Origin of the sequence: Candidatus Epulonipiscium viviparus (assembly GCF_030708075.1) — a bacterium.
Classification (GTDB): Bacteria; Bacillota; Clostridia; order Lachnospirales; family Cellulosilyticaceae; genus Epulonipiscioides; species Epulonipiscioides viviparus.
Window position 1 is genome coordinate 626,086 of record NZ_CP117982.1, and the last position, 23,493, is coordinate 649,578.

15 protein-coding genes are annotated in these 23,493 nt (G+C 40.4%); 7 read left to right on the top strand and 8 right to left on the bottom strand.

Translation table 11 applies throughout. From position 1 onward, the window contains the following. Nucleotides 1–24: 24 nt before the first annotated feature. The 4 genes from PCY70_RS02270 to PCY70_RS02285 all read left to right on the top strand — a co-directional run bounded on the left by PCY70_RS02270 (nucleotide 25) and on the right by PCY70_RS02285 (nucleotide 5,161). Entirely contained in the window at nucleotides 25–1,695 is a 1,671-nt protein-coding gene (locus PCY70_RS02270; protein ID WP_305768279.1) for an extracellular solute-binding protein, read from the top strand. A 123-nt stretch (nucleotides 1,696–1,818) separates the two neighbouring features. Beyond that, nucleotides 1,819–3,138 carry a hypothetical protein gene (locus PCY70_RS02275; RefSeq protein WP_305768280.1) on the top strand — a complete coding sequence of 440 codons (1,320 nt, stop codon included), beginning with the start codon at nucleotides 1,819–1,821 and terminating at the stop codon, nucleotides 3,136–3,138. Continuing rightward, a complete protein-coding gene (locus tag PCY70_RS02280; RefSeq protein ID WP_305768281.1) occupies nucleotides 3,138–3,821 on the top strand; it encodes a response regulator transcription factor in 684 nt (227 codons plus the stop codon). The genes PCY70_RS02275 and PCY70_RS02280 overlap by 1 nt, the downstream gene beginning before the upstream one ends. Nucleotides 3,822–3,823: 2 nt before the next feature. Continuing rightward, nucleotides 3,824–5,161, top strand: a complete 1,338-nt coding sequence (locus PCY70_RS02285) for a sensor histidine kinase (RefSeq protein WP_305768282.1) — start codon at nucleotides 3,824–3,826, stop codon at nucleotides 5,159–5,161. Nucleotides 5,162–5,193: 32 nt separating this feature from the next. Here PCY70_RS02285 and PCY70_RS02290 read toward each other — a convergent pair whose 3' ends face one another. Together PCY70_RS02290 and PCY70_RS02295 are read right to left on the bottom strand one after the other, a co-directional pair. Further along, nucleotides 5,194–6,858 (bottom strand): Na/Pi cotransporter family protein, encoded by a 1,665-nt coding sequence (locus PCY70_RS02290; protein ID WP_305768283.1) that lies wholly within the window; start codon nucleotides 6,856–6,858, stop codon nucleotides 5,194–5,196. 211 nt (nucleotides 6,859–7,069) lie between these two features. Beyond that, a complete protein-coding gene (locus PCY70_RS02295) occupies nucleotides 7,070–9,238 on the bottom strand; it encodes a glycoside hydrolase family 3 N-terminal domain-containing protein (RefSeq protein WP_305768284.1) in 2,169 nt (722 codons plus the stop codon). A 131-nt stretch (nucleotides 9,239–9,369) separates the two neighbouring features. Between PCY70_RS02295 and PCY70_RS02300 the strand changes: the two genes are divergently transcribed. Further along, nucleotides 9,370–10,029 carry a peptidylprolyl isomerase gene (locus tag PCY70_RS02300; protein ID WP_305768285.1) on the top strand — a complete coding sequence of 220 codons (660 nt, stop codon included), beginning with the start codon at nucleotides 9,370–9,372 and terminating at the stop codon, nucleotides 10,027–10,029. Between the two features lie 39 nt (nucleotides 10,030–10,068). Here the strand turns inward: PCY70_RS02300 and PCY70_RS02305 are convergent, their stop codons facing one another. From PCY70_RS02305 to PCY70_RS02325, 5 genes are all read right to left on the bottom strand, one after another. Next, nucleotides 10,069–10,941 (bottom strand): aldose 1-epimerase family protein, encoded by an 873-nt coding sequence (locus PCY70_RS02305; protein WP_305768286.1) that lies wholly within the window; start codon nucleotides 10,939–10,941, stop codon nucleotides 10,069–10,071. Nucleotides 10,942–11,007: 66 nt separating this feature from the next. After that, nucleotides 11,008–12,438, bottom strand: coding sequence for a spore germination protein (locus PCY70_RS02310; protein WP_305768287.1), 1,431 nt, complete (start codon nucleotides 12,436–12,438; stop codon nucleotides 11,008–11,010). A gap of 21 nt (nucleotides 12,439–12,459) precedes the next feature. Then, complete coding sequence (locus PCY70_RS02315) at nucleotides 12,460–14,781, bottom strand: glycoside hydrolase family 2 TIM barrel-domain containing protein (RefSeq protein WP_305768288.1); 2,322 nt, start codon at nucleotides 14,779–14,781, stop codon at nucleotides 12,460–12,462. A gap of 19 nt (nucleotides 14,782–14,800) precedes the next feature. Then, complete coding sequence (locus tag PCY70_RS02320; protein ID WP_029488245.1) at nucleotides 14,801–16,348, bottom strand: ABC-F family ATP-binding cassette domain-containing protein; 1,548 nt, start codon at nucleotides 16,346–16,348, stop codon at nucleotides 14,801–14,803. A 102-nt stretch (nucleotides 16,349–16,450) separates the two neighbouring features. After that, nucleotides 16,451–17,488 carry a hypothetical protein gene (locus tag PCY70_RS02325; RefSeq protein ID WP_305768289.1) on the bottom strand — a complete coding sequence of 346 codons (1,038 nt, stop codon included), beginning with the start codon at nucleotides 17,486–17,488 and terminating at the stop codon, nucleotides 16,451–16,453. A gap of 142 nt (nucleotides 17,489–17,630) precedes the next feature. On the opposite strand from PCY70_RS02325, the gene PCY70_RS02330 reads away from it, so the two are divergent. After that, nucleotides 17,631–18,428: an AraC family transcriptional regulator gene (locus PCY70_RS02330; protein WP_010168291.1), complete on the top strand. Its 798-nt coding sequence runs from the start codon at nucleotides 17,631–17,633 to the stop codon at nucleotides 18,426–18,428. Between the two features lie 12 nt (nucleotides 18,429–18,440). Next, entirely contained in the window at nucleotides 18,441–19,061 is a 621-nt protein-coding gene (locus PCY70_RS02335) for a flavodoxin family protein (RefSeq protein WP_010168290.1), read from the top strand. A 41-nt stretch (nucleotides 19,062–19,102) separates the two neighbouring features. Here PCY70_RS02335 and PCY70_RS02340 read toward each other — a convergent pair whose 3' ends face one another. Then, a complete protein-coding gene (locus PCY70_RS02340) occupies nucleotides 19,103–23,467 on the bottom strand; it encodes a PolC-type DNA polymerase III (RefSeq protein ID WP_305768290.1) in 4,365 nt (1,454 codons plus the stop codon). Between the last annotated feature and the right edge of the window lie 26 nt (nucleotides 23,468–23,493).

Below are 23,493 nucleotides of genomic sequence, written 5' to 3' on the forward strand. Positions count from 1 at the left end.
GATAAATGTGATGGAGGAATATAAATGAAATTAGGAAAATTGTTAGCGTTATCGGCAGTGGCAGCGGTGGCACTTGTGGGTTGCGGCGGAGATGAATCGGCGAGCTCTGCAAACAAAATCAGTGCTGATATGTATACGGAAGTGGGTACATATCCAATATTGAAGGATGGAGCAACGGTTTCGTTTACGGCATTTGCACCTCTAAGACCGGGTATTACAACTTATGATCCGGAAGCCAATCATTTTAGTAAATATATGGAAGAAATGACGGGAGTTCATATTGATTTTATAGAAGCAACTTCGGCAGATGCGAAGCAAAAGTTTAACATTATGATGACCGGCGGAGATTATACCGATGTTATTTTATCTATGTATACAGGGATTTCTGAATTACAGCTATATGGAGAGCAAGGAATATTTTTGCCGCTGAATGATCTAATTGATCAGCACGCTCCAAATATTAAAAAGGCGTTAGAGGCTCATCCAGAAGTTATGGAAGCGTGGACAACAGAAGATGGAAATTTATATACTATTCCAGAGATTGGTTGGACAACGCATTCGCTTGTCTCTCACAGAATGTGGCTAAATTATGAATGGCTCGACAACCTAGATCTAGAAGTGCCAACAACTACGGAGGAGTTTTATCAAGTTTTGAAAGCATTTAAAGAGCAAGATGCCAATGGCAACGGAGACCCTAACGATGAAGTACCATTATCGGGTTCGCTGGGTGCGTGGAATGGAGATCCGATGCCGTTTTTACTTAATGCATTTATTCCTACATCTCCGGCAAGTCAATATATTAATATTGCTGCAGATGGATCGCTATATTATGTAAAGGCAACAGATGAGTATAGAGAATATCTCAAATATATGCATAAGCTATACGATGAAGGGCTAATCGACCCCATGCTATTTTCGCAAACCAAAGATCAGCTATTAAAATTGGGTTCAAATCCAGAGATCGCAATAATGGGAGCAACGGCAGGCGGTTCCGCATCGGTAATATCAAATTTAACAGATACAGATCGTTGGACACAATATCAGGCGCTTCCACCATTAACAGGACCAGAAGGCGTGAGATCTGCTGCCCATAATGTGAGTTACGGTTCGGCGAAGTTATCCATTACAAACAAGTGCGCAAATCCAGAGGCAGTTCTTAGATATTTTGACTACATGTTTACTCCAGAAGGATCAACGTATAATGTGTTTGGCGTGGTCGGAGAGTATAGTCGGTTGATTCCGGCAGAAGAAGGAATGCTAAACCTGATTGGCGAGCCGGCGATGTATATAAATACGCCAGCAGACTCTGCGAAAAACTTTGGATGGAATAATATGGGTCCTATATATAGCCATCCGGGCCATGAAGTTCGATATGCTGTAAAAGAAAATACAGAGCACGATATTGAGTATGTACTATATAACTCTGCAGTAAACGATTATCTGCCAGTAGCGCAAGATCCGGCGACTATATTGCCACCATTGGCATTTACAACCGATGAGTCTAGAGCAATAGTGGATATCGTAACAAACTTAAATTTGTATATTGATCAAGTAACTTCTGAATTTATAACAGGAATTAAAGATCCAAACGATGACAAAGAATGGAACGAATATTTGGAAATGCTAGAGAAAAATAGACTTAGCGAATATTTAGCAATAAACCAAGCATCTTTAGATAGAAAGCGTGCAAAATAAGATTATATAGACGATGAAAAGGCAGCTGCGACAGTTACCATTTTGTCGTTTTTTTTTGTAAAGTTGAAAATTGCATAGTTATATGGTATATTAAAATTATTTGTTACAAGAAGGGGTGTATCTATGGAAAAATTATTTGTACAGGTATTTATTGTTAAAGGAGATCCGTTTGTTAAAAGTGAATATGAACCATACGAAGTAAGCTCTGAGAAGATTAGTGTAATAGAAACAGTGGGCTGCTTACCAATTAGTCATATAGCAAAGGAAAATTTGGAAAAATTGATCCATAAAACTGTAGATACGGTGGAGTTTTTGCCATTTAAAGTTATAACCAAAGGCAGTGACTTGTCTGAGATTGATGTTAACGCAATAGAATGTGCAATGCTAATAACTGCAGCAGGTGAAAGCCAAGAGGTGATACAGAAACTGACGATGTTAGATGCTGTGAATAAGATCGTGTTTGCTGCGACGATTACGCCAAACCATACGATTATTGGTGGAGTGGGTTCGCTACAACGAGATAAAATATTTATAGCGCTTGATCTGGAAGATGCTGTTGAGTATTTGAATACGTTGCTGATTAAAAAGAAACTGAAAGACTCAAAAATTTTGATGTTTGGTGGGGTATCGACTTCGGTTGTAGATAGCGAAACAGATCCTAAAAAAGTGGCGGACAAGTTTGGCGTTGCGATAGAGCAGGTACCGATTGTAGAATTAAAAGAACGTATAGCAAAAGTAAATTTGGAGGAAAGTAAAAAAGTTGGTAAAAGGGCAATTCGGCTTGGGGCTGGTGCTGAGAAAATAGAAGTTGTGAAAATGGCAGATTTTGAGAAAGCCGCTGCGATGTCTATTGCGATGACGAAGATGATTGCAGAGACAGGGGCAACTGCAGCGTCGGTGGATTGCAGTGCAATATTTGCAGAAGGTGTAGTGGCGCCTTGTATTCCAATTCATGACATAGAGATGACTGGCATTCCCGCAGCATGTGAAGGAGATTTAAACTGTTTGATACTTAAGATAGTGGCAGATTTTATAGCAAAGGCGCCAACGTTTATGGGAAACCTAGGGCCTATGGATAAAAATAAAAATACATTTAGCTTGTGGCATCATACGGCTCCCATAAATTTTTTTAAAGATGGAAAGTATTCGCTAAATACTTATGGATATAAAGGAGTACATTTTGTTTCTGATGTTGCGGAAGTAAAGCAAGTAACGGTTCTAAAATTGGCAAAAAGTTTGGACAAAGCTATAATAATTAGAGGCGAAATAGAAGGCTCATCAAACTATGGTCACTGCATAGCAATGAATATCAAGATTGCCGATTTGCGAGAGTTTGTGCATAAGCATTTGCTGGGAAATCATCATGTGGTGATGCTAGGTGATTATAGCGAAGAAATGAAAAGGATGCTGCAAAGTCTTGATGTAGAAGTGGAGGTTTGCTGATGAAAATTTATATAGCAGATGATGACGAAGATATTAGAGGAATAATTGGTTCATTTTTAAAAAATAGCGGATATTTGGTGAGTGTATTTGAGACTGGCGATGCGCTGTTGGCAGAGTTTTTGAAGAATCCGTCGGATATGGTCATTTTGGATGTGATGATGCCGGGAACAGATGGAGTGACGATATGCAATAAAATTAGAAGCAAGTCAAATGTACCCATTATAATTGTCTCGGCAAAAGATAGTGAAATAGATAGAATAAACGGAATCACGATGGGGGCAGATGACTACCTCATTAAACCGTTCGCACCTATGGAGCTGGTGGTTCGCGTGGGGGCAATATTTCGAAGAATGAGTCTGCAAAGTAGCAATCAAAGTAACAATGCTGATGAATTAACATATGGCGACATCAAATTGAATACATCGTTTAAAGAAAGTTTTTGCAATGGAGAGGCATTTGCTCTTACCCCAACCGAATTTGCATTGCTAAGCTATATGTTTGCAAACCAAAGCAGAGCCGTATCGCGAGAAGAGTTGCTAAAAAATGTGTGGGACAGTGAGTTTAGTAACGATACCAAAGTATGCGACGATGTGCTCAAGAGGTTGCGAAAAAAGCTAGCCAATACAACTGTGCGCGTTATATCTGTGTGGGGATATGGATTTAAGCTAAAATTGGAGGAATGACGATGCGTACAATGAGAGAAAAAATTGCCAGAGCATATATCCTAATGGCAATATTAATACCCGGAACAATTTTTGTACTATTTAATGCGATCGTATTTCAGTATAAAACTATTAAAGCAAAAGAGGATTTAACATATACCGTACAAAAAGTTGCCGAAAATTTAGAATCGACCAAGGTGTCGATGCCAGATTTTATGAAGTTGCTAAAGACGGGGCCATCTATGGGAAAAATCGAGCTAGTGATCTATAATGTAGACAAAAAGTTTGCTAGATTTACGGGGGCGCCAAACAACTTCGTCACGCCACAAATAGCAACCGCTGCATATACGACATTAGACAACTTAGCAGCAGATGAAATGGGAATTTTTAGGATAAACGGTGAGCGATATTATGTTATGGAGGTTAGGTCAGATATTATATCAGATGCCGAAAAGATCATTTACATAACGAAAGGACTAATGATAGATGATTTTGTGGCTGTTGTAAATATACTTTTGGTGCTAGTATCAAGTTTGGTAATATTCATTGCAGTACTAATTATTCAAAAGGTGGCAAGATCGATAGCAACGCCGATTGAGAAGATTACTGCGATGGTTGAACATATGAATCCGACAGAGATTATAGAAATAGATGTGCCAGCAGATTCGGTGGAACTTTTTAAGCTCACGAGTGAAATCAATTTACTAAATAAACGAATTTATGATTTCCAAAAGTCGCAAAAGATGTTTCTTCAGAATGCCTCGCATCAAATTCGGACACCTCTGATGAGTATTCAAGGATATTCGGACGGCCTAGAAATGGGCATATTTACGGATACCGCGGCGACAGTAAAGTTGATTTCGAAGCAAGTAACAAAGCTTTCCAATTTGGTGAACAGCCTACTGATACTTGCAAGGGCAGAAAATTTTAAAGAAAATGAAAAATTTGAAAAATTGAGTTTAAGCATGTTTATAGAAGAGATGGGGACAGAATACGAAGTATTGGCAGAGCGAAGCGGAATAACATTGGCGGTAGATGCCGCAGAGGGAGTTTTTGTAAATGGAAACAGCGAGCTGCTTAATGGAGCCATTGGCAATATTCTGTCTAATGCTCTAAGATATGCAAAGGCAGCGATAGAGGTATCGCTAACAACCATTGCCAACGAGGCGATAATAATAATAAAAGATGATGGCGATGGGATAATAGAAGGAGTAGATGTATTTGAGAGATTTGTTAAAGGGAATGATGGGAATTTTGGGTTAGGTCTTTCTATTGCAAAGACTGCAGTAGAAGCGCTGGGAGGCAAAATCTTTGCAGACAACGACGGCGGCGCAAAGTTTACTATAATCTTGCCAAAATAAAAGGAGCATGTTTTAGCATGCTCCTCTTTTTATTATAATTCGTCGTCTACAAAATCTTGGTCAAGTATAGAATCGACAAGGTTAGTAGAGTGATCTGATATTCTTTCTAAATTTGATAGCACATCGATAAATACTATACCTGCTAAAGGATTACATTTTTCCTCCGAAAGTCTTTTGATGTGTCTTTTTCTAAAACGAACTTCCATTTTGTCAACTTGATCCTCAAATTCATAAACTGTTTTTGCGAGCTCGACATTGTTAGTTGTAAATGCTTTTAACGCAGTAGAGTAGGTCTCCAAAACAAGATCCGTCATCGAAACAAGTTCTTCCGCGGCACTTGCAGAGAAGGTTGCGTTAGATTTGATAAGACTTAGCGTAAGCTCCGCTATATTTTCGGCATGGTCGCCAACGCGTTCGATATCGCTAACATTGTGGAATAGCTTATTTACAGTATCGGTTTCGTCGATAGATAACGCAGCATTTGATAGCTTTACGAGATATTGATTGAGTTCGTGTTGCATAGCATTGATTTTTTTCTCGACTTCTATAACATGTGTTGCTTTCTCTTCGTCGCCAGTGAGAATTGCCGCAAAGGCATGTTGTAAGTTATTTTTAGCTATTTTACCGAATGCATAAACCTCTTTTGCTGTACTTTCTACTGCAAATGATGGAGTTTCGAAAATTCTGGTATCAAGATGGATGTTGATCTCTGGAGTAGCTTCAAAATCGGTAACAGAATCTGGAACAATTTTGGTAGCAAGTTTTACGAGCAACGCTGCAAATGGGAATAATAACAATGTATTTAAAATGTTGAACACACTATGAACGATACTAATTTCAGTTGTTGAGATTAAGGTTTGACCTAGAGCAGGAGTTATGAATTGGAAAGCTATTATAGCTATTATACCGAAGAGTATAGATCCGATTATGTTAAATAAGAGGTGGATTACGGCAGCTCTTTTGGCATTAGTGTTAGCACCAATACTTGATAGTATCGCGGTAATTGTAGTTCCTATGTTTTGGCCTAATATAATGTAAATTGCAGTATTCCAAGGTACGAGTGCCGCAATAGCGAGTGCTTGAAGTATTCCGACTGAGGCTGAAGAGCTCTGAATCACTGCTGTTACAAGTGCTCCAGTAAGTATTCCAAGAATAGGATTTGAGCCGAGAGTAATGAATAAATCTTTGATTCCTTGAAGTTCACGAAGCGGTTTTACTGCTCCACTCATCATATCTAGACCCATAAAGAGTGCACCAAATCCAAAAACAATTTGGGCGATGTATTTGATTTTTTGATCCTTAGTTATCATACTGATAGTAACACCGATTGCAACGAGTAAAGGCGCAATTGTCGATGGAGATAGAAAATCTACCCATTCGCCAAGCGAGACAATCCAAGCAGTTACTGTAGTACCAATATTCGCGCCCATAATTACGCCGACTGCCTGTGTAAGTGACATAAGCCCCGCATTAACAAAACCGACTATCATAACAGTTGTAGCAGAAGAGCTTTGAACCACTGCAGTGACTAATGCACCAACCAGAACACCTAAGATGCGATTATTAGTAAGTGCACCAATCAGGTTTTTCATTTTATTACCTGCTGATTTTTGAAGACCGTCACCCATATAATTCATACCGAATATAAAGATACCAAATCCTCCGATAAAGTTGAGTGCCATTTGTGTGAAGTCCATACTAATCCTCCATTGCTTTTTTTTTCATTCTAGCATACTTAAGATGTATATGCAAGTAAATTTTTAAACATAATATTACGAGAATATTTGAAAATATAATATAAAATATGAAAATAATTTAATAAAAATTATAACATTGTGATAAACTATCGAACATATAAAATAAAGGCTGGAAAGAGTATGATTCTGTCGCAGCCTCCGGAAATATAATTTAAATTACTTCTGCAAAAAACTTTTCTCTCGTGGATTTTGTAACACACTCACCCGTAATCGCAAATGTTGCCTCAAATTTAATATCTGTGGCAGAGGCACCGATGAGAATTTTGTATTCGCCAGGCCTAATTACAAATTGACCATCTGCGTATCGGCCAAATTGATCCAAATAAAATCGCATCGTGATGGTTTTTGTTTCACCAGAATGTAACGGAGTTTTGGCAAATCCAAGCATCTTTTTTGTTGCTGCAGTTTCAAAGTAGAATTGCGTGATTTCTGCACCATCGATCAAACCAGTGTTGGAAACCGTGAAGGTAACATCGAAGCTATCGTCTGCTGTTGCCGCGACACCAGCTACTGCAAAGTTACTGTATTCATAGGTGGTATAACTAAGGCCAAATCCAAATGGAAACATCTGAGGTCTGTCGGTATCGCGTAGGCATACAGGAACCTGCTCTGTTGCGTCGGGAATGGTAACGGCCAGCTTTGCCGTAGGATTGGTTTTGCCCAAGATAATTTCCGCAAGTGCAGTTCCGCCTTCTTCCCCAGGATACCAAGCATATAATATTGCGGCACACTTTTGAGCAAGGCGGGAGATTACCATCGGGCGACCTCCAAACACGACCAAAATTACTGGCTTCTCAGTTGCGATTAGCTGGTTGATATACTCTTCTTGATTACCAGGCAGATCGACGCCCTTTCGGCCAGATCCCTCGCCACAAAGGTAACGGTTTTCGCCCACCCCAGCAATGATGATATCTGCTGCTGCAGCTTTTTCGAGCGCTTTTGCAAAGTTTGCAGGAGGCACTTTTTCGAGTGGGTATCGATTGGCCGTGTTTTCGCGATCGTCTCCTCCTTGCGTTGCGATAGCTTTTTCTAATTCGTCGGTCCAGCTAAATCCGCGTTCAAAATCTATTTCAAAATTAGACTGTGCCACTAAGCCATCTAGTAAAGTTACTAATCGTGGCTCACTTCTATCGATTGGAATCTTTCTGAAAAATTCAGCAAGGCCGCCCCAGGTGTAGTCGCCAAGAAGTGAGTAGCAAGAGTCCGCATTAGGGCCGGTCACCAATATTTTTGCAGTATTGTTTACATTTAAAGGAAGGATTCCGTTGTTGTGTAAAAGCACAATAGCTTCGCGAGCAGAGACGAGTGCGCCTTCTCTAGACTGCGTATTATCAAGGTTTATATTTGTTTTTGCACATAAATCTGCAGGAAGATATTTTGTTTTAAACGCGAGCACTCTTTTTAAGGCACGGTCGATATCAGCTTCGGCAACGCGGCCAGATTTCACCAAGTCTATCAGATTCGAATAATTTGCGCCAGCTGGCAAGTCAACATCGACCTCTGCTGCCATGGCAAGTGCGGCGCCTTCTGTGAGATCCTCTTTCATTGCTCCTTTGATAGCGTTATAGTCCGAAATAATCATCTGATCAAATCCTAGGTGTTCTCTAAGTGAGCGCACTAGGAGATCTTTGGAAAATGAAGCCGCAACGCCCCGAAATTTGTGGTAGCCCGGCATCACAGATGATACGTGAGATTTTTTGACGGCAACTTCAAATGGAAACAGCGTTTCGTTAATAAAGAAGTCTTCCTCTTGGTTGGCAACACCATATCCAGCATAGTGCTTGGCAGTGGCGGCAACTCCGGCCGATTGGACTGCAGTAATAAAGGCATCTGCAAATACGGCCACCATATAGGCATCTTCGCCAAAGCCTTCTTCGAGTCTTGCCCAGTTGGCATTTGTAATTACATCCATCATGGGGCTGAGTACGTGATAGCCACCGATGGCCTTGATGCTATTTGATGCGTTTGTGGCATTTTGAGCAACGAGTGCGGGATTAAAACTACAAGCCATTCCGATCATCTGTGGAGTGGCAGTAGCTCCGCGTGCAGCTAAGCCACATATGATTTCCTCATGAAACATTATAGGGATTTTGCTATTGGTTTCTGTCATAATATAGTTTTGCAGTTGCGCCACGATTGAAGCGAGCTTATTGGCTTGGTATGCATTAGAACTTGCGTATTGACAAATGTGGCCGATGCCATCGGGAATCAGTTCGCGGCATTTTTCTATTGAAAGCTCATCATCGACCACAAGATCGCGGAGCCAAAATCCTCTAAGTTGCGCAACTTTTTCAGCTAAAGTCATATCTTTAATTTCCATTGTTATATATCCTCCCAAAATAAATATTTAAATCGTATTAATTATAGCATATAAGTTTTAGAAAAACGTAGACATTTGGACGGTTTTAGGTTAAAATGTAGAGAAAAAATATTTTGAAAGGGTTTTTTTATATGAAAAAATTGATTTGTTTAATGGTGGCAGCATTGGCGCTGGGAGGATGTATGAAAACCGGTCAGGCAGCGGTAATAGAAGAGACTACGCAAACGCCTGAGCCGGCTGTGGATACAGTAGAGAAAGAGGGGATAATTTATCCTGTTGCTACAATTACGATTAAAGGTTACGGAGACATCGTGGCAAACTTATATTATGATATAGCACCAAACACGGTAAGTAACTTTGTTGCATTAGCGGAAGCTGGATTTTATGATGGACTGATTTTTCATCGAGTGATCAAAGACTTTATGCTACAAGGCGGAGATCCAGAAGGAAACGGAACAGGCAACGCGGGATACCAAATTAAGGGTGAGTTTGCAAGCAATGGGTATAGTAACGATATAAAACATACTGAGGGAGTTTTGTCTATGGCAAGATCGATGAACCCCAATTCTGCTAGTAGTCAATTTTTTATAATGTCTGCCGATTCACCGCATTTGGATGGTGAGTATGCAGCGTTTGGAAAAGTTATTTCGGGAATGGAGATTGTTGATGAGATAGAAAACGTAAAAACCAATGCAAATGACAGACCCAAAGAAGATGTGGTAATTGAGAAAATTACGATCGATAGAAAAGGAATAGATTTGCCGGCACCAGAAAAGATAGCTATTTCGTAGCAAAAAGAGAAGACCCCATATATGAGGGGTCTTTTTTTATTAGATTACTGTCATAGTATATGAAGTGGTATAGGTTTGACCAGGCTGCAGCGTAACAGCAAAAGGCTTGTCGTTAAACTCTCCAGATTCTCCATATATAGCAGGAAGTCCGCACCAAGGTTCAATACATACAAAAGGTGCTTTAATGCTTGGAGGACTCCAAATTCCTAATGCTTCAAACCCAGTAAATGAAAGCGAAAGTCCTTTTCCAGTTGCCTCGTTAACAAGCTTAATTTCATCGGAGTTAATTTTTCTAAAAATAAAGGCGTCGTTATCGAACAAACTATGAGATAGAGGAATCCTTTTGTTATGCATTAAGTGTATAGGATTTTCAAAGCTTAAGATGCTCTTGGTATCTGTGTTATAAACTTCTGGAGTTTCTTCTTTGTTAAATACTAAAGTATAATCAGAAAAATCTCCGCCATCTAATGGGCAGTTAAAGCCAGGATGAGCACCTAAACAAAAAATCATAGGTACGGTATCAACATTTTTAACACAATATTCGGTAGTAAATCCATTGTCATTAAGAGTTTGGGTTACAGTAAGTTTATATTTGTAAGGGTAATGAGCTAATGTTTCATCAGTATAAGTGTTTTCTAGAACGATTTTGTTTTCGATTGCTTCAATCACATCATATTCAACTTTTCTAGCATGACCATGTTTTTGTATCGTATAAGGTTTGTCATCAAATTTGATAGTCTCATTGATTAAGGCCCCAACTATCGGAAACAAAACAGGCGCGCATCCAGGCCAATACTTAGGATCAGATTGCCATAAATATTCTTTTCCAGAGCTGTCTTTAAATGAACAAAGCTCACCGCCTAGTGTTTTTACAACTGCTGTACAATTGCTATTTTTTAATATATATTCCAATTTAAAACCCTCCTTAAATGTTGTACAAAAAACATACTATCGCGTTTGGGCAAATTTGTCAAGAGCTTAGGGTTTATTTTCTATAGATCGAGCATCAGATAGCGGTTTCCTCAAGAGTAATGCGATCAAATCTGCTCTATTAAAAGGAAACAGTGGGTATAAATAACTACCCCCCACGATAGTTTTTGTTGTTGCAAGCACTGTAATATTGATAGCGACGCCAATAATGAATCCCCATAATCCGAAAATGCCGACAAGAATTAGTAAAAGAATTCTCGAAAATTTGATGCTATATCCTAGCTCGGCACTAGACTGGGTGAAGCTAGAAAGAGCAACAACAGCCATATACAATATTGCATGAGGAATGAGCCAGCCGGTTTGTATAGAATATTCTCCTAAAATTAATCCGCCAATAACAGAAAGGGACATTCCAAGTGAATTTGGTGTGTTCAGCGAAGCAATTTTAAGTGCATCGACGGCAACTTCCAAAAATAAAAATTGAACGAATAAGTCTAAGTTACTTTCTTTGGTTGGCAATATAAATGCAAGCCATTCGGGAATCCAAGACGGATTTTCAACTAGCAACACATACACTGGCGTCAAAAATAGATTCATAAATAACACGAGTACGCGTACCAACTTTAAATAATTTCCCGTCATCACCGGCAAATAGTAATCATCCATATCTTGCATAAAATCTAGAAATCCTACGGGCAAAATCATAATAGAAGGGGTATTATCAACAATAAGTAAAATTTTTCCTTCTACAATATGCGTTGCAGCGGCATCAGGGCGCTCCGTATATTTTGCACGAGGCAGAGGATTAAGCCAATTTTTGGCAGAAAGCGCCTCCACCAAGCTCTCGTCTGCGGCGGTTAAGGCCGCTACTTGAAGATTAAGCAACTTGTTCCGAATAATTTTTAAAACTTTGGCGTCGGCTCTATTAGACATATAACCGATTACAACATCAGTTTTAGAAATAGTACCAACCTGAATTAACTCAAAAGTTAGATGTGGATCTCGAATGCGTCGGCGTATAAGGGCAGTGTTAAGAATCAGCGACTCAACAAACCCGTCCTTGGCACCGCGCAAAACTTTTTCTTGGTCGGGCTCACCAATGCGACGAGTGGGGTAGTCTCGCAAGTCAACAACGGCCGCAGAGGGGGATCCGTCAAAAAGAATAACCGTTTGCCCCGAAAGTAATGCTGTGACAATGGTGTTTAAATCAGTAACTGCGGCAGCCTCGACAGAGCTTATGGCTAGTTCCACAAGCTGCGTTGCATTAAAGATAGAATTAACCGTTGCCTCGCCAAGAGCCAGGATGTCACGACGAATAAATTCGGTGTTAGATTCTTTAGTAAACCCATCTATAAGAAACAAGTAAAAAGTTTTGTTATAAAGATGGATCTTTTTTTGTAATAAATCGAAGCTTCTTTCGAAAGGCAAAATAGCTCTCAAAGTCTCGAGATTTTTATCAATTTTGTCGGATAATACCACTCTGTCACCTACCTAGTAAATTTATACTTCCAAACTAACTACATCTATACTACAAGAATCAGATGCTAAGCCATCGGCAGAAGCGGTCAATGTCAATCGGCCCGCATCGGAAGACTTTGCAATTGCGATGAGCTTGCCGTGAAATGCTTCGCAGTATGGCTGAGCAAAAATACGTGTGGATGTCGCGTCGCCCGCATCAGAAGCAACGTACTCGCCACCGCTCACCGAAAATACTACTCGGGTATTTGCATGTGGACATATATTTCCAGCTGCATCGAGCACATCAACTTCAAAATAAGCGAAGTCATCGCCGGTCGCAGCAATTGATGCCGTTTCTGCAGTAACTCGAAGCTTGGCAGGTGCCTCCGCGGTTTTGATCGTGGTTGAGAGCCCGTCATCTGCAACAACCATGATTTGGCCAGGTGCAAATACAATATCAGTCCAGATTAGACGATTTGAAAGTAGCTCGTCGTTTTCATCTTTGTGCTGAATGCCATGCGAAACACCGTTTACAAATAATTCTGCTGCATGAGCGTGAGTGTAACAATGAATATCTATCACATCGCCCTCATTCCAATTCCAGTGTGGCAGTACGTGTACAAATTTTTTGTTGGTCCAGGCAGACATATACGCATATGCTCGATCTTTTTTGAGGCCAGCAAGATCGTAGATGCCAAAGTATGAACTGCGAGAAGGCCAGTCGGAATGATACGGAGATGGTTCACCCAAATAGTCGAAGCCGGTCCAGACAAATTCTCCTAGTAAATATTTGTACTTCTTCTGTACAAAAAATTCTCGCTCAGGATAATACGACCACGGTCTGCCTAGCAAATCATATGAAGATGCTTGCAAGTCGGGAGCATTTGGTGCAATGCTAGGATACTTTACTGGAAAATAATAGTGTCCGCGAGAGCTGAGTGCAGAAGCGGTTTCGCTGCCATATAGAACTGCATCTGGATAAATTTGGTGAAAGCGGTCATATTGATGCGGCTTATAATTGACGCCAACGATATCAACTTCTGCAGTTAGCCCATTGATAAAAGCGGTTTCGGTGTTGTTAAATCCGGCGGTGGTGGGGCGAGTATAATCATGAGCGTGGCAAATATCATTAAAAAACTTGGCATATTTCCAGCCATAAATCAGCTTTTGCTCTAAAATTTCGTTGCCAATGGACCACATCAAAACGCTGGGGTGATTTCTGTCGCGGCAAACCATGGCCGTCATATCGGCAATTGCTTCTTGTTTGAAATGTTTGGCATAGCTATTTTTAAGTTTATGGAGCTCCCACTCATCGAATGCTTCGTCCATAGTTAGTAAGCCATATTCGTCGCACATATCAAGATATTCGGGAGACGGAGGATTGTGGCTAAATCGAATAGCATTGGTGCCGATATCAATAAGTTTTTCGAGCTGGCGACGTATTGCAGAAATATTTACGGCAGCACCTATCGCACCCAGGTCATGATGCATACAGACACCGTTTAATTTAATATATTTGTCGTTGATGAAAAGTCCTTTGTTTGCGTCATATTTTATAGTTCGGATGCCAAACTTGGTTGCAGTTGTGTCGGAGTTCTTTCCTTTTACATGTAGTTTAGCAGTAAAAGTGTAGAGATACGCATTTAACACTTCCCACAGATGATAATTATCTAATGCAATCTGTCCAGAGAACTTCGCTTTGTTGGAAATAAACTTTTGAGATGCAACAATGTTATTGCTCTGGTCGCAAATTTCAACTTCGAGAATATATTCTTCGGCGGCAATGATGTTGATGTCGAAATCTATCTCGGCACGTTTGCCTCGAACTGTTGGGCGAACGAATATGGCCTGATATGGGAAATACGCATCTCCTTTCTGAACCAATCGAACATTGCGATAGATCCCAGCGCCGGTGTACCATCTGGAGGCATGTCCCTCGGGGCGTACAGATACAGCAACAAGATTGGTGGCGCCAAAGTTGCAAGCCGATGTGGCATCAACGCAAAAAGAAGTGTAGCCATAGATGTGCCCGCCAACTTTGATGCCATTCACATAGACTGTGCTGTTAGACATGATGCCATCAAACTCGAGAAATACATTTTTGGTTGCAGCATCAACAAAGAACTCCTTGCGATACCAGGCCCAATCGGTAATAGGTAATCCGCCAGTTCTGCCAACGTGTACCATGGGTTTGTTGATGCCATCGGCCACGATTTTCTCAAATTGCTTATCGTTTTCCTCTGCAAAAGGTCCGTCAATGGCATAGTCGTGAGGCACCGCCACTGTTACAAAATCAGAATCATCAAAATCAATTTTATATGCATCATCCTGAGTACTTTTTGCAAATTTCCAAAATTTATCCATGCTTACCTCCAAAGTGTTGTTATATAGTTTTAGTGGTGTAGTCTTCGATATTCATAATTTCTGTTGCAAACGAATTATAAAAAGCTGGTTCGTGTGATACGACTAAAATGGTTCCGCGAAATGAGGCCAGAGCGCGAGACAATTCATCTTTGGCGTATTGGTCGAGATGATTGGTAGGTTCGTCGAGTACCAGCAAATTGAGTTCGTTGTGTAGAATTTTACATAAGCGTACCTTTGCATTTTCGCCTCCAGAAAGTACACGCATCAGGCTGGTGATGTGGTCGGTGGTAAGGCCGCATTTTGCAAGTTCGGAACGTACTTCGTGATTGGTCATAGATGGATACGCAGCCCACATTTCGTCTAACGCTGTTCGGTTGCTGACTACTTCTTCTTGTTCAAAATAACCCAAATCGATGTTTTCTCCCAATGCCACTTTTCCTGAAAATGGTGCAGTGATGCCAAGCAATGTTTTGAGTAGGGTAGATTTTCCTAAACCGTTTACACCGCATATGGCAATTTTTTTTCCACGCTCTATGCTAAAGTTCATCGGAGAGGTGAGAGCAGAGTCGTATCCGATCACCAAATCATGCGCTTCGATCAAAAATTTACTAGGAGCTTTTGAAAATTTAAAGTTGAATATAGGCTTTGGTTTTTCGCGAGGCTTTTCTAGCTTGTCCATTTTGTCTAATTGCTTCATGCGGCTTCGAGCCATTCCGGTAGTGGCAACGCGGGCCTTGTTTCTAGCAATAAAGTCTTCGAGCTTGTCGATCTCCTTTTGCTGTCTATCATACGCTTTTTGTGCTTGTTCTTTTTTTAGAGCATAGACACGCTGAAATTCTTCGTAATTGCCGACATACCTGGTGATGTGACTTTTTTCAACGTGATAGATAATATTACAGACATCGTTTACAAATGGAATATCGTGAGATACGAGAATAAACGCATTTTCATAGTTTTGCAAGTAGCGTTTAAGCCAGGTGATGTGATTTTCGTCGAGATAGTTGGTGGGCTCATCCAAAATTAGGATAGTCGGGTTTTGTAGCAGCAGCTTGGTAAGTAGAACCTTTGTTCGTTGCCCACCACTAAGCTCAGCTACATTTTTATCAAGCCCGATTTCGGCAAGACCCAGCCCGGCGGCAACTTCTTCTATCTTGGAATCTAGCACATAAAAACCACTACTGTCAAGGATGTTTTGAATCTCGGCAGCGTCTTCCATAAGGCGGTCAACATCAGAAGCTTCACCCATTTTGTCGTAAAGCTCTAGCATTTCTTTTTCGAGATCGAACAACGCGTCAAAGGCACGACGTAGGTTTTCGCGAATGGTTGTGCCCTTAATAAGTGATGATTGCTGGTCTAGGTATCCTACAGTTACGCGGTTAGACCACTTGACGGTGCCGCTATCTGGCATCAAAGCTCCGGTAATAATATTTAAAAAAGTGGATTTGCCCTCGCCGTTTGCACCAACAAGAGCAACCTTTTCACCTTTTAATAATCGAAATGAAACATCTTCTAATATGGAACGTGAGCCAAATCCGTGAGTCACGTTTGATACATCTAATACGCTCATAAAAATTCTCCTTCTGAATATATGCCTAAATATATAAAAAATCCCCTCTAGATTTGAGGGGCAATACAGTATAGCATAATTTGGAATGCTTTGTAAATACTATTAGAGTATAAAAGGATCGGTTCGAACCAGGTTGATATTAGAATTGGATGCATCATCGACATTCTGATAATGTTGCCCTCCGTGGCAATAGTGCCCATCAGCAATATCACGCATTTTGTAGACTCCTGGCTCGTTAGCAAAAGTTTGGATTAGAGAATCTCCCAGAGGAGGCTTGGCAACTACCTTGTAGGTAACGGCAGAAATATCATTAGGATTCCCTCGATGCTGAACGCTATATTGCACAGAGCTAAAACAACTAGTAGACTGGCAATCTTCATTCCAACGTGCGCAAGGTTTTGGCAAAATGTAGCGTAGCATTGTATCCTTCTTTGCTTTCATATAATTGTTGATTTGGTTGTTTAGTGTAACGGCATTATATTGGCAGTCGTAGTTTTTGGTGGTTACATCCTCAAGAACCAATAGGCCGTTTTGTGTGAGATGCGTTTCGGCAAGTGAGATAATTTGCGAAAAGATATCGGAGCCATCGAGAAAGTTATATATTTCGTTGCAAAATTTAAATGTATGCATAATATCGACAGTGCTGCCGAGGTGGAGGTTTTTTAGGGATTGAGCAATAACTTTGGGATTGTTGAATGTTATTTTATAAAGATTAGAGACGAGTTTGTTATGTTGCGAATCGAGTGGGATAAAAGACTGAATATGTTCAATGAGATGCGTTTGTAGTTGCAGAGCGTTTGCATTGCCGTCTATGGAATAAATTGTAAAAGTTTTGTTAGTAAAATAATGATTGAGGACATTTAGCAGACCAAATATATCACCGCCTGTGCCAGAACCAATTGCTATAATCTTGATTTCATCTTTTTGATCAAAAGTTTGCCAGACTATCTGTTGTGCAAATAAATTATAATATATCCGGTAGGCTTCTACAAATGTACGCGGAAAGTAGGTTCCCAAATATTTGCGATTTTGATAAGCATCGTTTTCTAAGTTTGCTTTGGTTTCATCATAGTTTGTATCATAAATTGCTCCTAAAGTGGTAAAAATATAATTTTCTAACCGGGGGTTAATACTAATCATAGTAGTGTCCTTTCTTAGTGAATTTCAAAAAGTAATTAATAATATTAGTATATTAATTCAAAATTATTTATATGCTTAACTTTTAGCCTTGATATTTGATTTTTTTGATACTATAATTTTGTGTTGTAGAGGGGTGAGAAATGTGTATTATAGCAACTTAAGAGTAAATTTAATTACAGCAACTTGTGGATACGTAAGCAAGGATTGGGGAGAGGTCAACGAGCATCCTGATGTAAATAAGTTATATCTAATTCTTGAGGGCGAAGGATCGGTAACGTGCAATAAGACAGAATATTATCCAGAGGTGGGAGATATTATGTTTGTGCCAAAGGGTTCTCTAAATTCATATGCAACCAATAAAGATAAACCATACAAAAAATACTGGTGCCATTTTGATGCAGATATATTGAGTACAGACATTGCAGTGTATTTGTCGTTTCCACTTTTGGTAAAAAATGCAAATAAAAAAATATCCTACAAGCTGTTTGCAAAGCTAGTAAAGTACCATGAGAGCAAAAATCCGATAGATGCTATATACGCAAAAGCACTGCTATTAAGAATTATACATTTCTATTTTAGTGAATGCGAGTTTGTAAAAATTAATGATGTGCCAAATCAAACTGTAATGGGAAAATTGGTAAAGTATATCGATGAAAACCTGGAGCGCAAGATTACTCTAACGGAGCTTGCTAAATTTGCGCATCTTAATGCAAATTATTTGTGTACCCTATTTTCTAGCACCTTTGGGCAAACTCCAATAGAATATATAACAAACAAAAAGATAGAGAAGGCAAAAATTTTACTGCGAACAACCACTGATACAATCGAAGAAATTTCAAATACACTGGGATTTAGTTCGCCGTTCTATTTTAGTGCAGTTTTTAAGAAGCGTATAGGATATTCACCATCGCAGTTTAGGCAATCGAGAATGGGTAAATAAGGAGGTATTGATATGAAAGTTTATTTAGTAAATGGTAGCGCAAAGCCACAAGGAACAACGTTTACCGCATTGACCAATGTGAAGGAGAGCTTAGAAGAAAATGGAATAGAAGCCGAGATCTATTGGATAGGTAACAAGGCGATTTCTGGATGCCTAGGTTGTAATGTATGTAGAAAATCTGGCAAATGTATTTTGAATGATTCGGTAAATGAGTTTGCACAGCTAGCCAAAGATGCGGATGGCTTTGTATTTGGATCACCGGTTCACTACGCCGCTGCGACGGGGTTTATTACTGCATTTATGGATAGGCTGTTTTATAGCGCTGGAAAAAATTTGGCATATAAGCCCGCCAGTGCGGTAACTGTCGCTAGACGTGGAGGACAATCGTCAACGTTCGATCAGCTAAACAAATATTTTACGATCAATCAGATGCCGGTGGTCAGCTCAACGTATTGGAACCAAGTATACGGGCTAAGCGGAGAACAAACACAACAAGATATAGAAGGAACACAGGTGATGCAAGTACTAGGCAACAACATGGCGTGGCTTCTAAAATGTATAGAAGCTGGAAAAAATAACGGCATTGTACCAAGAGAGTTGCCAGTTTTAGTGCATACAAATTTCGTGCGTTAAGAAAAAGCAATTACTGCCGAAGCTAATTCAGCAGTAGTTGCTTACATAATGTCCATAAAGCTTATTTGGTTTGACTCGGGGAGATCGCCAAGCATTCCAAGTTGATACATTTTATCGATAACGGTTTGATTGACTTTGGTTCGAGTTTTGAATTCGTCTCGTGATAAAAATGGACCATTCTTTGCAGCTTCGACAACCATGGCGGCAGCTTTGTCGCCCATCCCATCTATTGTTCCTAGAGAAGGCATGATCTGGCCATCTATAATTTGAAAATCTACGTCAGATGCAGTAAAAATATCGATCGGCTTAAACGAAAAACCTCTGGCATACATCTCCTGTACAATTCGCATATCCTTGAGTGTATCTTGATCCTTTGCAGTTTGCTTATCTTTGGGCATAGAGGTGATTGCCTTCATATTGGCTTCTAACTTTTCTTTGCCAAAACACATCAGTTCGTAGTTAAATGATGATGCGCGTATGCTAAAGAATGCCGTATAGTAGGCAAGTGGATGAAATACCTTATACCAAGCAATGCGCCAGGCCATCATAACATATGCGGCAGCGTGGGCCTTTGGAAACATATACTTAATTTTCTTGCATGACCAAATATACCAGTCGGGTACATCTTTTTCTAGCATAGCCTGTTCCCATTCGGGCTTTAGGCCTTTGCCTTTACGGACGCTTTCCATAATGGTGAATGCTGTTCCGGCTTCGAGCCCCATGCTTATTAAATAAGTCATAATGTCATCGCGAGTGCATATAACAGTTGAGATGGTGCCCTTGCCTTCTTCGATCAAAGTTTGTGCATTGCCGAGCCACACGTCGGTGCCATGAGATAACCCAGAAATTCGAACGAGGTCAGAAAAATTTTGCGGCTTCGCATCTAATAGCATCTGGATAACGAAATCTGTTCCAAATTCTGGAACTCCTAAAGACCCAAGTTGAATTCCAGAAATGTCTGCTGGCTGTATGCCTAATACTGCAGTGCCATGAAATAGCGCCATCACGTCTTTGTCGTCTAGCCGTATAGTTGCAGAAGAAATCCCTGTTATATCTTCTAATCGTCGAATAATTGTAGGATCATCGTGCCCCAGAATATCAAGTTTTAGTAGGTTGTGATCTATTGAGTGATACTCATAATGCGTTGTGATAATAGGAGTATTCACATCGTTGGCGGGATGTTGGACGGCACAAAATTCGTATATATCGCGATCATGGGGAACGACGATAATGCCGCCGGGGTGTTGCCCTGTGGTTCGCTTAACGCCAGTACATCCCGAAGCAATTCGTCGCATCTCGGCACGGCGCTTAGAAAGTTGTCGCTTTTCAAGATATTTGAATACATACATTAAGGCAGTTTTATCAGCAACAGTGCCTATGGTGCCAGCTCTAAATGCCTTGCCCTCTCCAAAAAGCACTTCTACATATTTATGTGCCTTCGATTGATATTCACCCGAAAAGTTGAGGTCGATATCGGGTTCTTTGTCGCCGTAGAATCCCAAAAATGTTTCGAAAGGAATGTCGTGGCCTTCTTTGTTGAGTGGTGTTTGGCATTTGGGACAATTTCGATCGGGGATGTCGCAACCCGAGGTGCCTGCGGAGTTGGTATCAAAATCTGTATAAAAGCATTGGGGGCATATATAGTGTGCAGCCAGCGGATTTACCTCTGTAATTCCAGACATTGTTGCTGCAAATGATGAGCCAACCGAACCTCGCGAGCCTACCAGATACCCGTGGTCGTTGGAGTCCCACACAAGCTTTTGCGCAATGATATACATCACGGCATAGCCATTGCTAATGATAGAGTTTAACTCGCGCTCGAGTCTAGCAGTAACGGGCTCTGGCAAGTCGGGGCCATAAATTTCATGAGCTTTGTCATAGCAAATCTTACGTAGCTCCTTGTCGGAATCGGCAATTACGGGAGGGCACTTGTCGGGCAACACGGGTGAAATTTTTTCGATCTGCGTTGCAATAGCATTGGTATTTTCTACAACGACTTCATATGCTTTTGCAGAGCCGAGGTAACTAAATTCGTCGAGCATCTCATCGGTGGTTCGAAAATATAACGGCGGTTGCAAGTCCGCATCTTTAAAACCTTTGTAGTCCATCAAAATACGTCTATAAATTTCGTCTTCGGGGTCTAAAAAATGTACATCGCAGGTTGCGACGACGCGCTTGCCACACTTTTCTCCAAGTTGAACTATCCTTTTGTTATAATCTTCCAAATCTTTCCTGGATGTTGCAGCATGCTTATCACTGCGTATCATAAACTCATTATTCATGGTGGGCTGAATTTCGAGATAATCATAAAAGTCCACGATGCTTTCGATGTTGTTGCTATCTCTTAGTAGTGCAGAAAAAACTTCTCCAGCTTCGCAGGCAGAGCCGATGATAAGTCCTTCACGATGCTGGGCTATCAAACTTTTTGGCATTCGGGGGCGCCGAGCGAAGTAGTCGAGATGCGATGCGGAAACGAGTTTGTTGAGATTTATGCGACCGATTTCATTTTTGACCAAGATGATGCCATGATATGTGGGTAATTTTTTTATAGCTTCGGCGGAAGTGTTGCTTAGCTCGTTGAGTTGATCGAGGTTGCGGATTTCTCTTTGCGCAAGCATTTCTATAAATTTGAGAAAAATTTCGGCAGTGGCGGAGGCATCGTCAACGGCCCTATGATGGTTTTTGAGCGACACCTTAAGTTTGTTGGCAATGTTGGAGAGCTTTGCGTTGCCAAGATTTGGAAGAAGAATTCGCGCCATAGAGACAGTGTCTATATAGGTTTTGTTAAATTCGATTGCGAGGTCGCGGGTGTTGTGTAATATAAAACCCATATCAAAATCTGCGTTATGTGCAACCAATATTGCGGAGGCGCAAAACTCCACAAACTGCGGCAAGACGGCGGCGATGGTGGGCGCATCTGCGATATCGGTAGTGGTTATGCCGGTTAATTCGGTGATATGTTCTGGGATATCGGTTTCGGGATTTACAAAGGAGCTAAAAGTATCGATGATCTTGCCGTTGCGTATTTTTACTGCGCCGATTTCGATTATCTTGTTGGATAAAGAGCTAAGGCCAGTGGTTTCTAAGTCGAAGATAACAAATTCATCTGCAAAAGTTGCGGTGGCATCGCCAGAAACAATCTTCGTACAGTCATCTACAAAATAGGCTTCGACGCCATATATAATTTTGAAGGGGTCATCTTTTTCTATACAGTGGTTGGCAATCGGAAACGCTTGGAGGCAGCCATGATCGGTTATGGCAACAGCGGGCATTCCCCACTCTTTGGCACGCTTGATCATGGCCTTAATATCAACTACACTATCCATATCGCTCATCTTTGTGTGCAGATGTAATTCTACTCGTTTAACTGGCGCAGTATCGATGCGTTTTTGGCGAAAAGCATCAATCTTCTTGACTCCCCTAATCGAGGCTAAGGCAACTTCTTTGTCAAATTTGTCATAGACTGCCACGCCCTTAACTTTATAGTAATCGCCTTTTTTAAGCTCCGATAGTAGATTACCCACTTCTTCATTAGCTGCAAATATTTTGAAGGTGATCGTATCCGTATAGTCAGACAAATCACAAATGATAATTGTTTTTTCGGAGCGAATTACTCGAGTTTCAATGTTTAATAGCTCGCCCTGAACTACAACTTCGCCGATCTCATCCACAACTTCATCGATAGATATAGCAGATCCTTCGCAATTTCGGCCATAAATCATATTGGTCATATCGACCTTTACTTTTTTGCGTGACCGATATGACGACGATGAGGATTTGGCAGTAGAAGGTAGCTGGTCAGAAGGTTTAACTTTACTGCGAACAGGTGATTCGGTCCTGATGCGTTCGATTTCCTTTAATAGATTTTGTTCGCTAATGCTATAAGTAGGAGAAGCGTCGATAGCGCCAAAGTTAAACGTAAAAGCTGCAGTCTTGTTAAATCGCTGAGCAAAAGTATCCTGTAGAAATAGTATTAATTTGTTAAAGGTTTGGTCGTTAAAAGCGTCGGTTGCGATATTAATAACGACAGTATCGTTTTCTACGCAAAAAGTGGACTCTCGTAGAATTAGATGAAATAAAAGATTGCAGCTCATAAGCTCCTCTAGCAAGATCGGGTGGTATTCTGCGACGAGTTTTTCTAGTGTGTATTCGCTAGGTAGATTATAAGAGTCCTCGATGCAAATATCAAAGTTAGCGTTGCTAAAAAGTTGAGATTTTATTTGTGTAATAATAGCTTGTTTGGTTGTAAAAGATAGCAAATTTGATGACATTGCTATAAAGAATATTAACTTATTTTGACTTTTGCTAAATTGAACATCTGTAACCAATGAATTTTTCATCGTATTGCGTAAGTTGGGATTTAGTGTTAAGTCGGTTAGTACATCAAAGAACTTTTTGTCAGCCATTGTAAAACTTCCTTCTATATATAGTA

Coding starts and splice junctions, on each gene's coding strand:
- PCY70_RS02275 (WP_305768280.1), top strand. CDS start 1,819: ATGGAAAAATTATTTGTACAGGTATTTATTGTTAAAGGAGATCCGTTT.
- PCY70_RS02325 (WP_305768289.1), bottom strand. CDS start 17,488: ATGATTAGTATTAACCCCCGGTTAGAAAATTATATTTTTACCACTTTA.
- PCY70_RS02290 (WP_305768283.1), bottom strand. CDS start 6,858: ATGGACTTCACACAAATGGCACTCAACTTTATCGGAGGATTTGGTATC.
- PCY70_RS02300 (WP_305768285.1), top strand. CDS start 9,370: ATGAAAAAATTGATTTGTTTAATGGTGGCAGCATTGGCGCTGGGAGGA.
- PCY70_RS02335 (WP_010168290.1), top strand. CDS start 18,441: ATGAAAGTTTATTTAGTAAATGGTAGCGCAAAGCCACAAGGAACAACG.
- PCY70_RS02320 (WP_029488245.1), bottom strand. CDS start 16,348: ATGAGCGTATTAGATGTATCAAACGTGACTCACGGATTTGGCTCACGT.
- PCY70_RS02295 (WP_305768284.1), bottom strand. CDS start 9,238: ATGGAAATTAAAGATATGACTTTAGCTGAAAAAGTTGCGCAACTTAGA.
- PCY70_RS02270 (WP_305768279.1), top strand. CDS start 25: ATGAAATTAGGAAAATTGTTAGCGTTATCGGCAGTGGCAGCGGTGGCA.
- PCY70_RS02285 (WP_305768282.1), top strand. CDS start 3,824: ATGCGTACAATGAGAGAAAAAATTGCCAGAGCATATATCCTAATGGCA.
- PCY70_RS02315 (WP_305768288.1), bottom strand. CDS start 14,781: ATGGATAAATTTTGGAAATTTGCAAAAAGTACTCAGGATGATGCATAT.
- PCY70_RS02340 (WP_305768290.1), bottom strand. CDS start 23,467: ATGGCTGACAAAAAGTTCTTTGATGTACTAACCGACTTAACACTAAAT.
- PCY70_RS02280 (WP_305768281.1), top strand. CDS start 3,138: ATGAAAATTTATATAGCAGATGATGACGAAGATATTAGAGGAATAATT.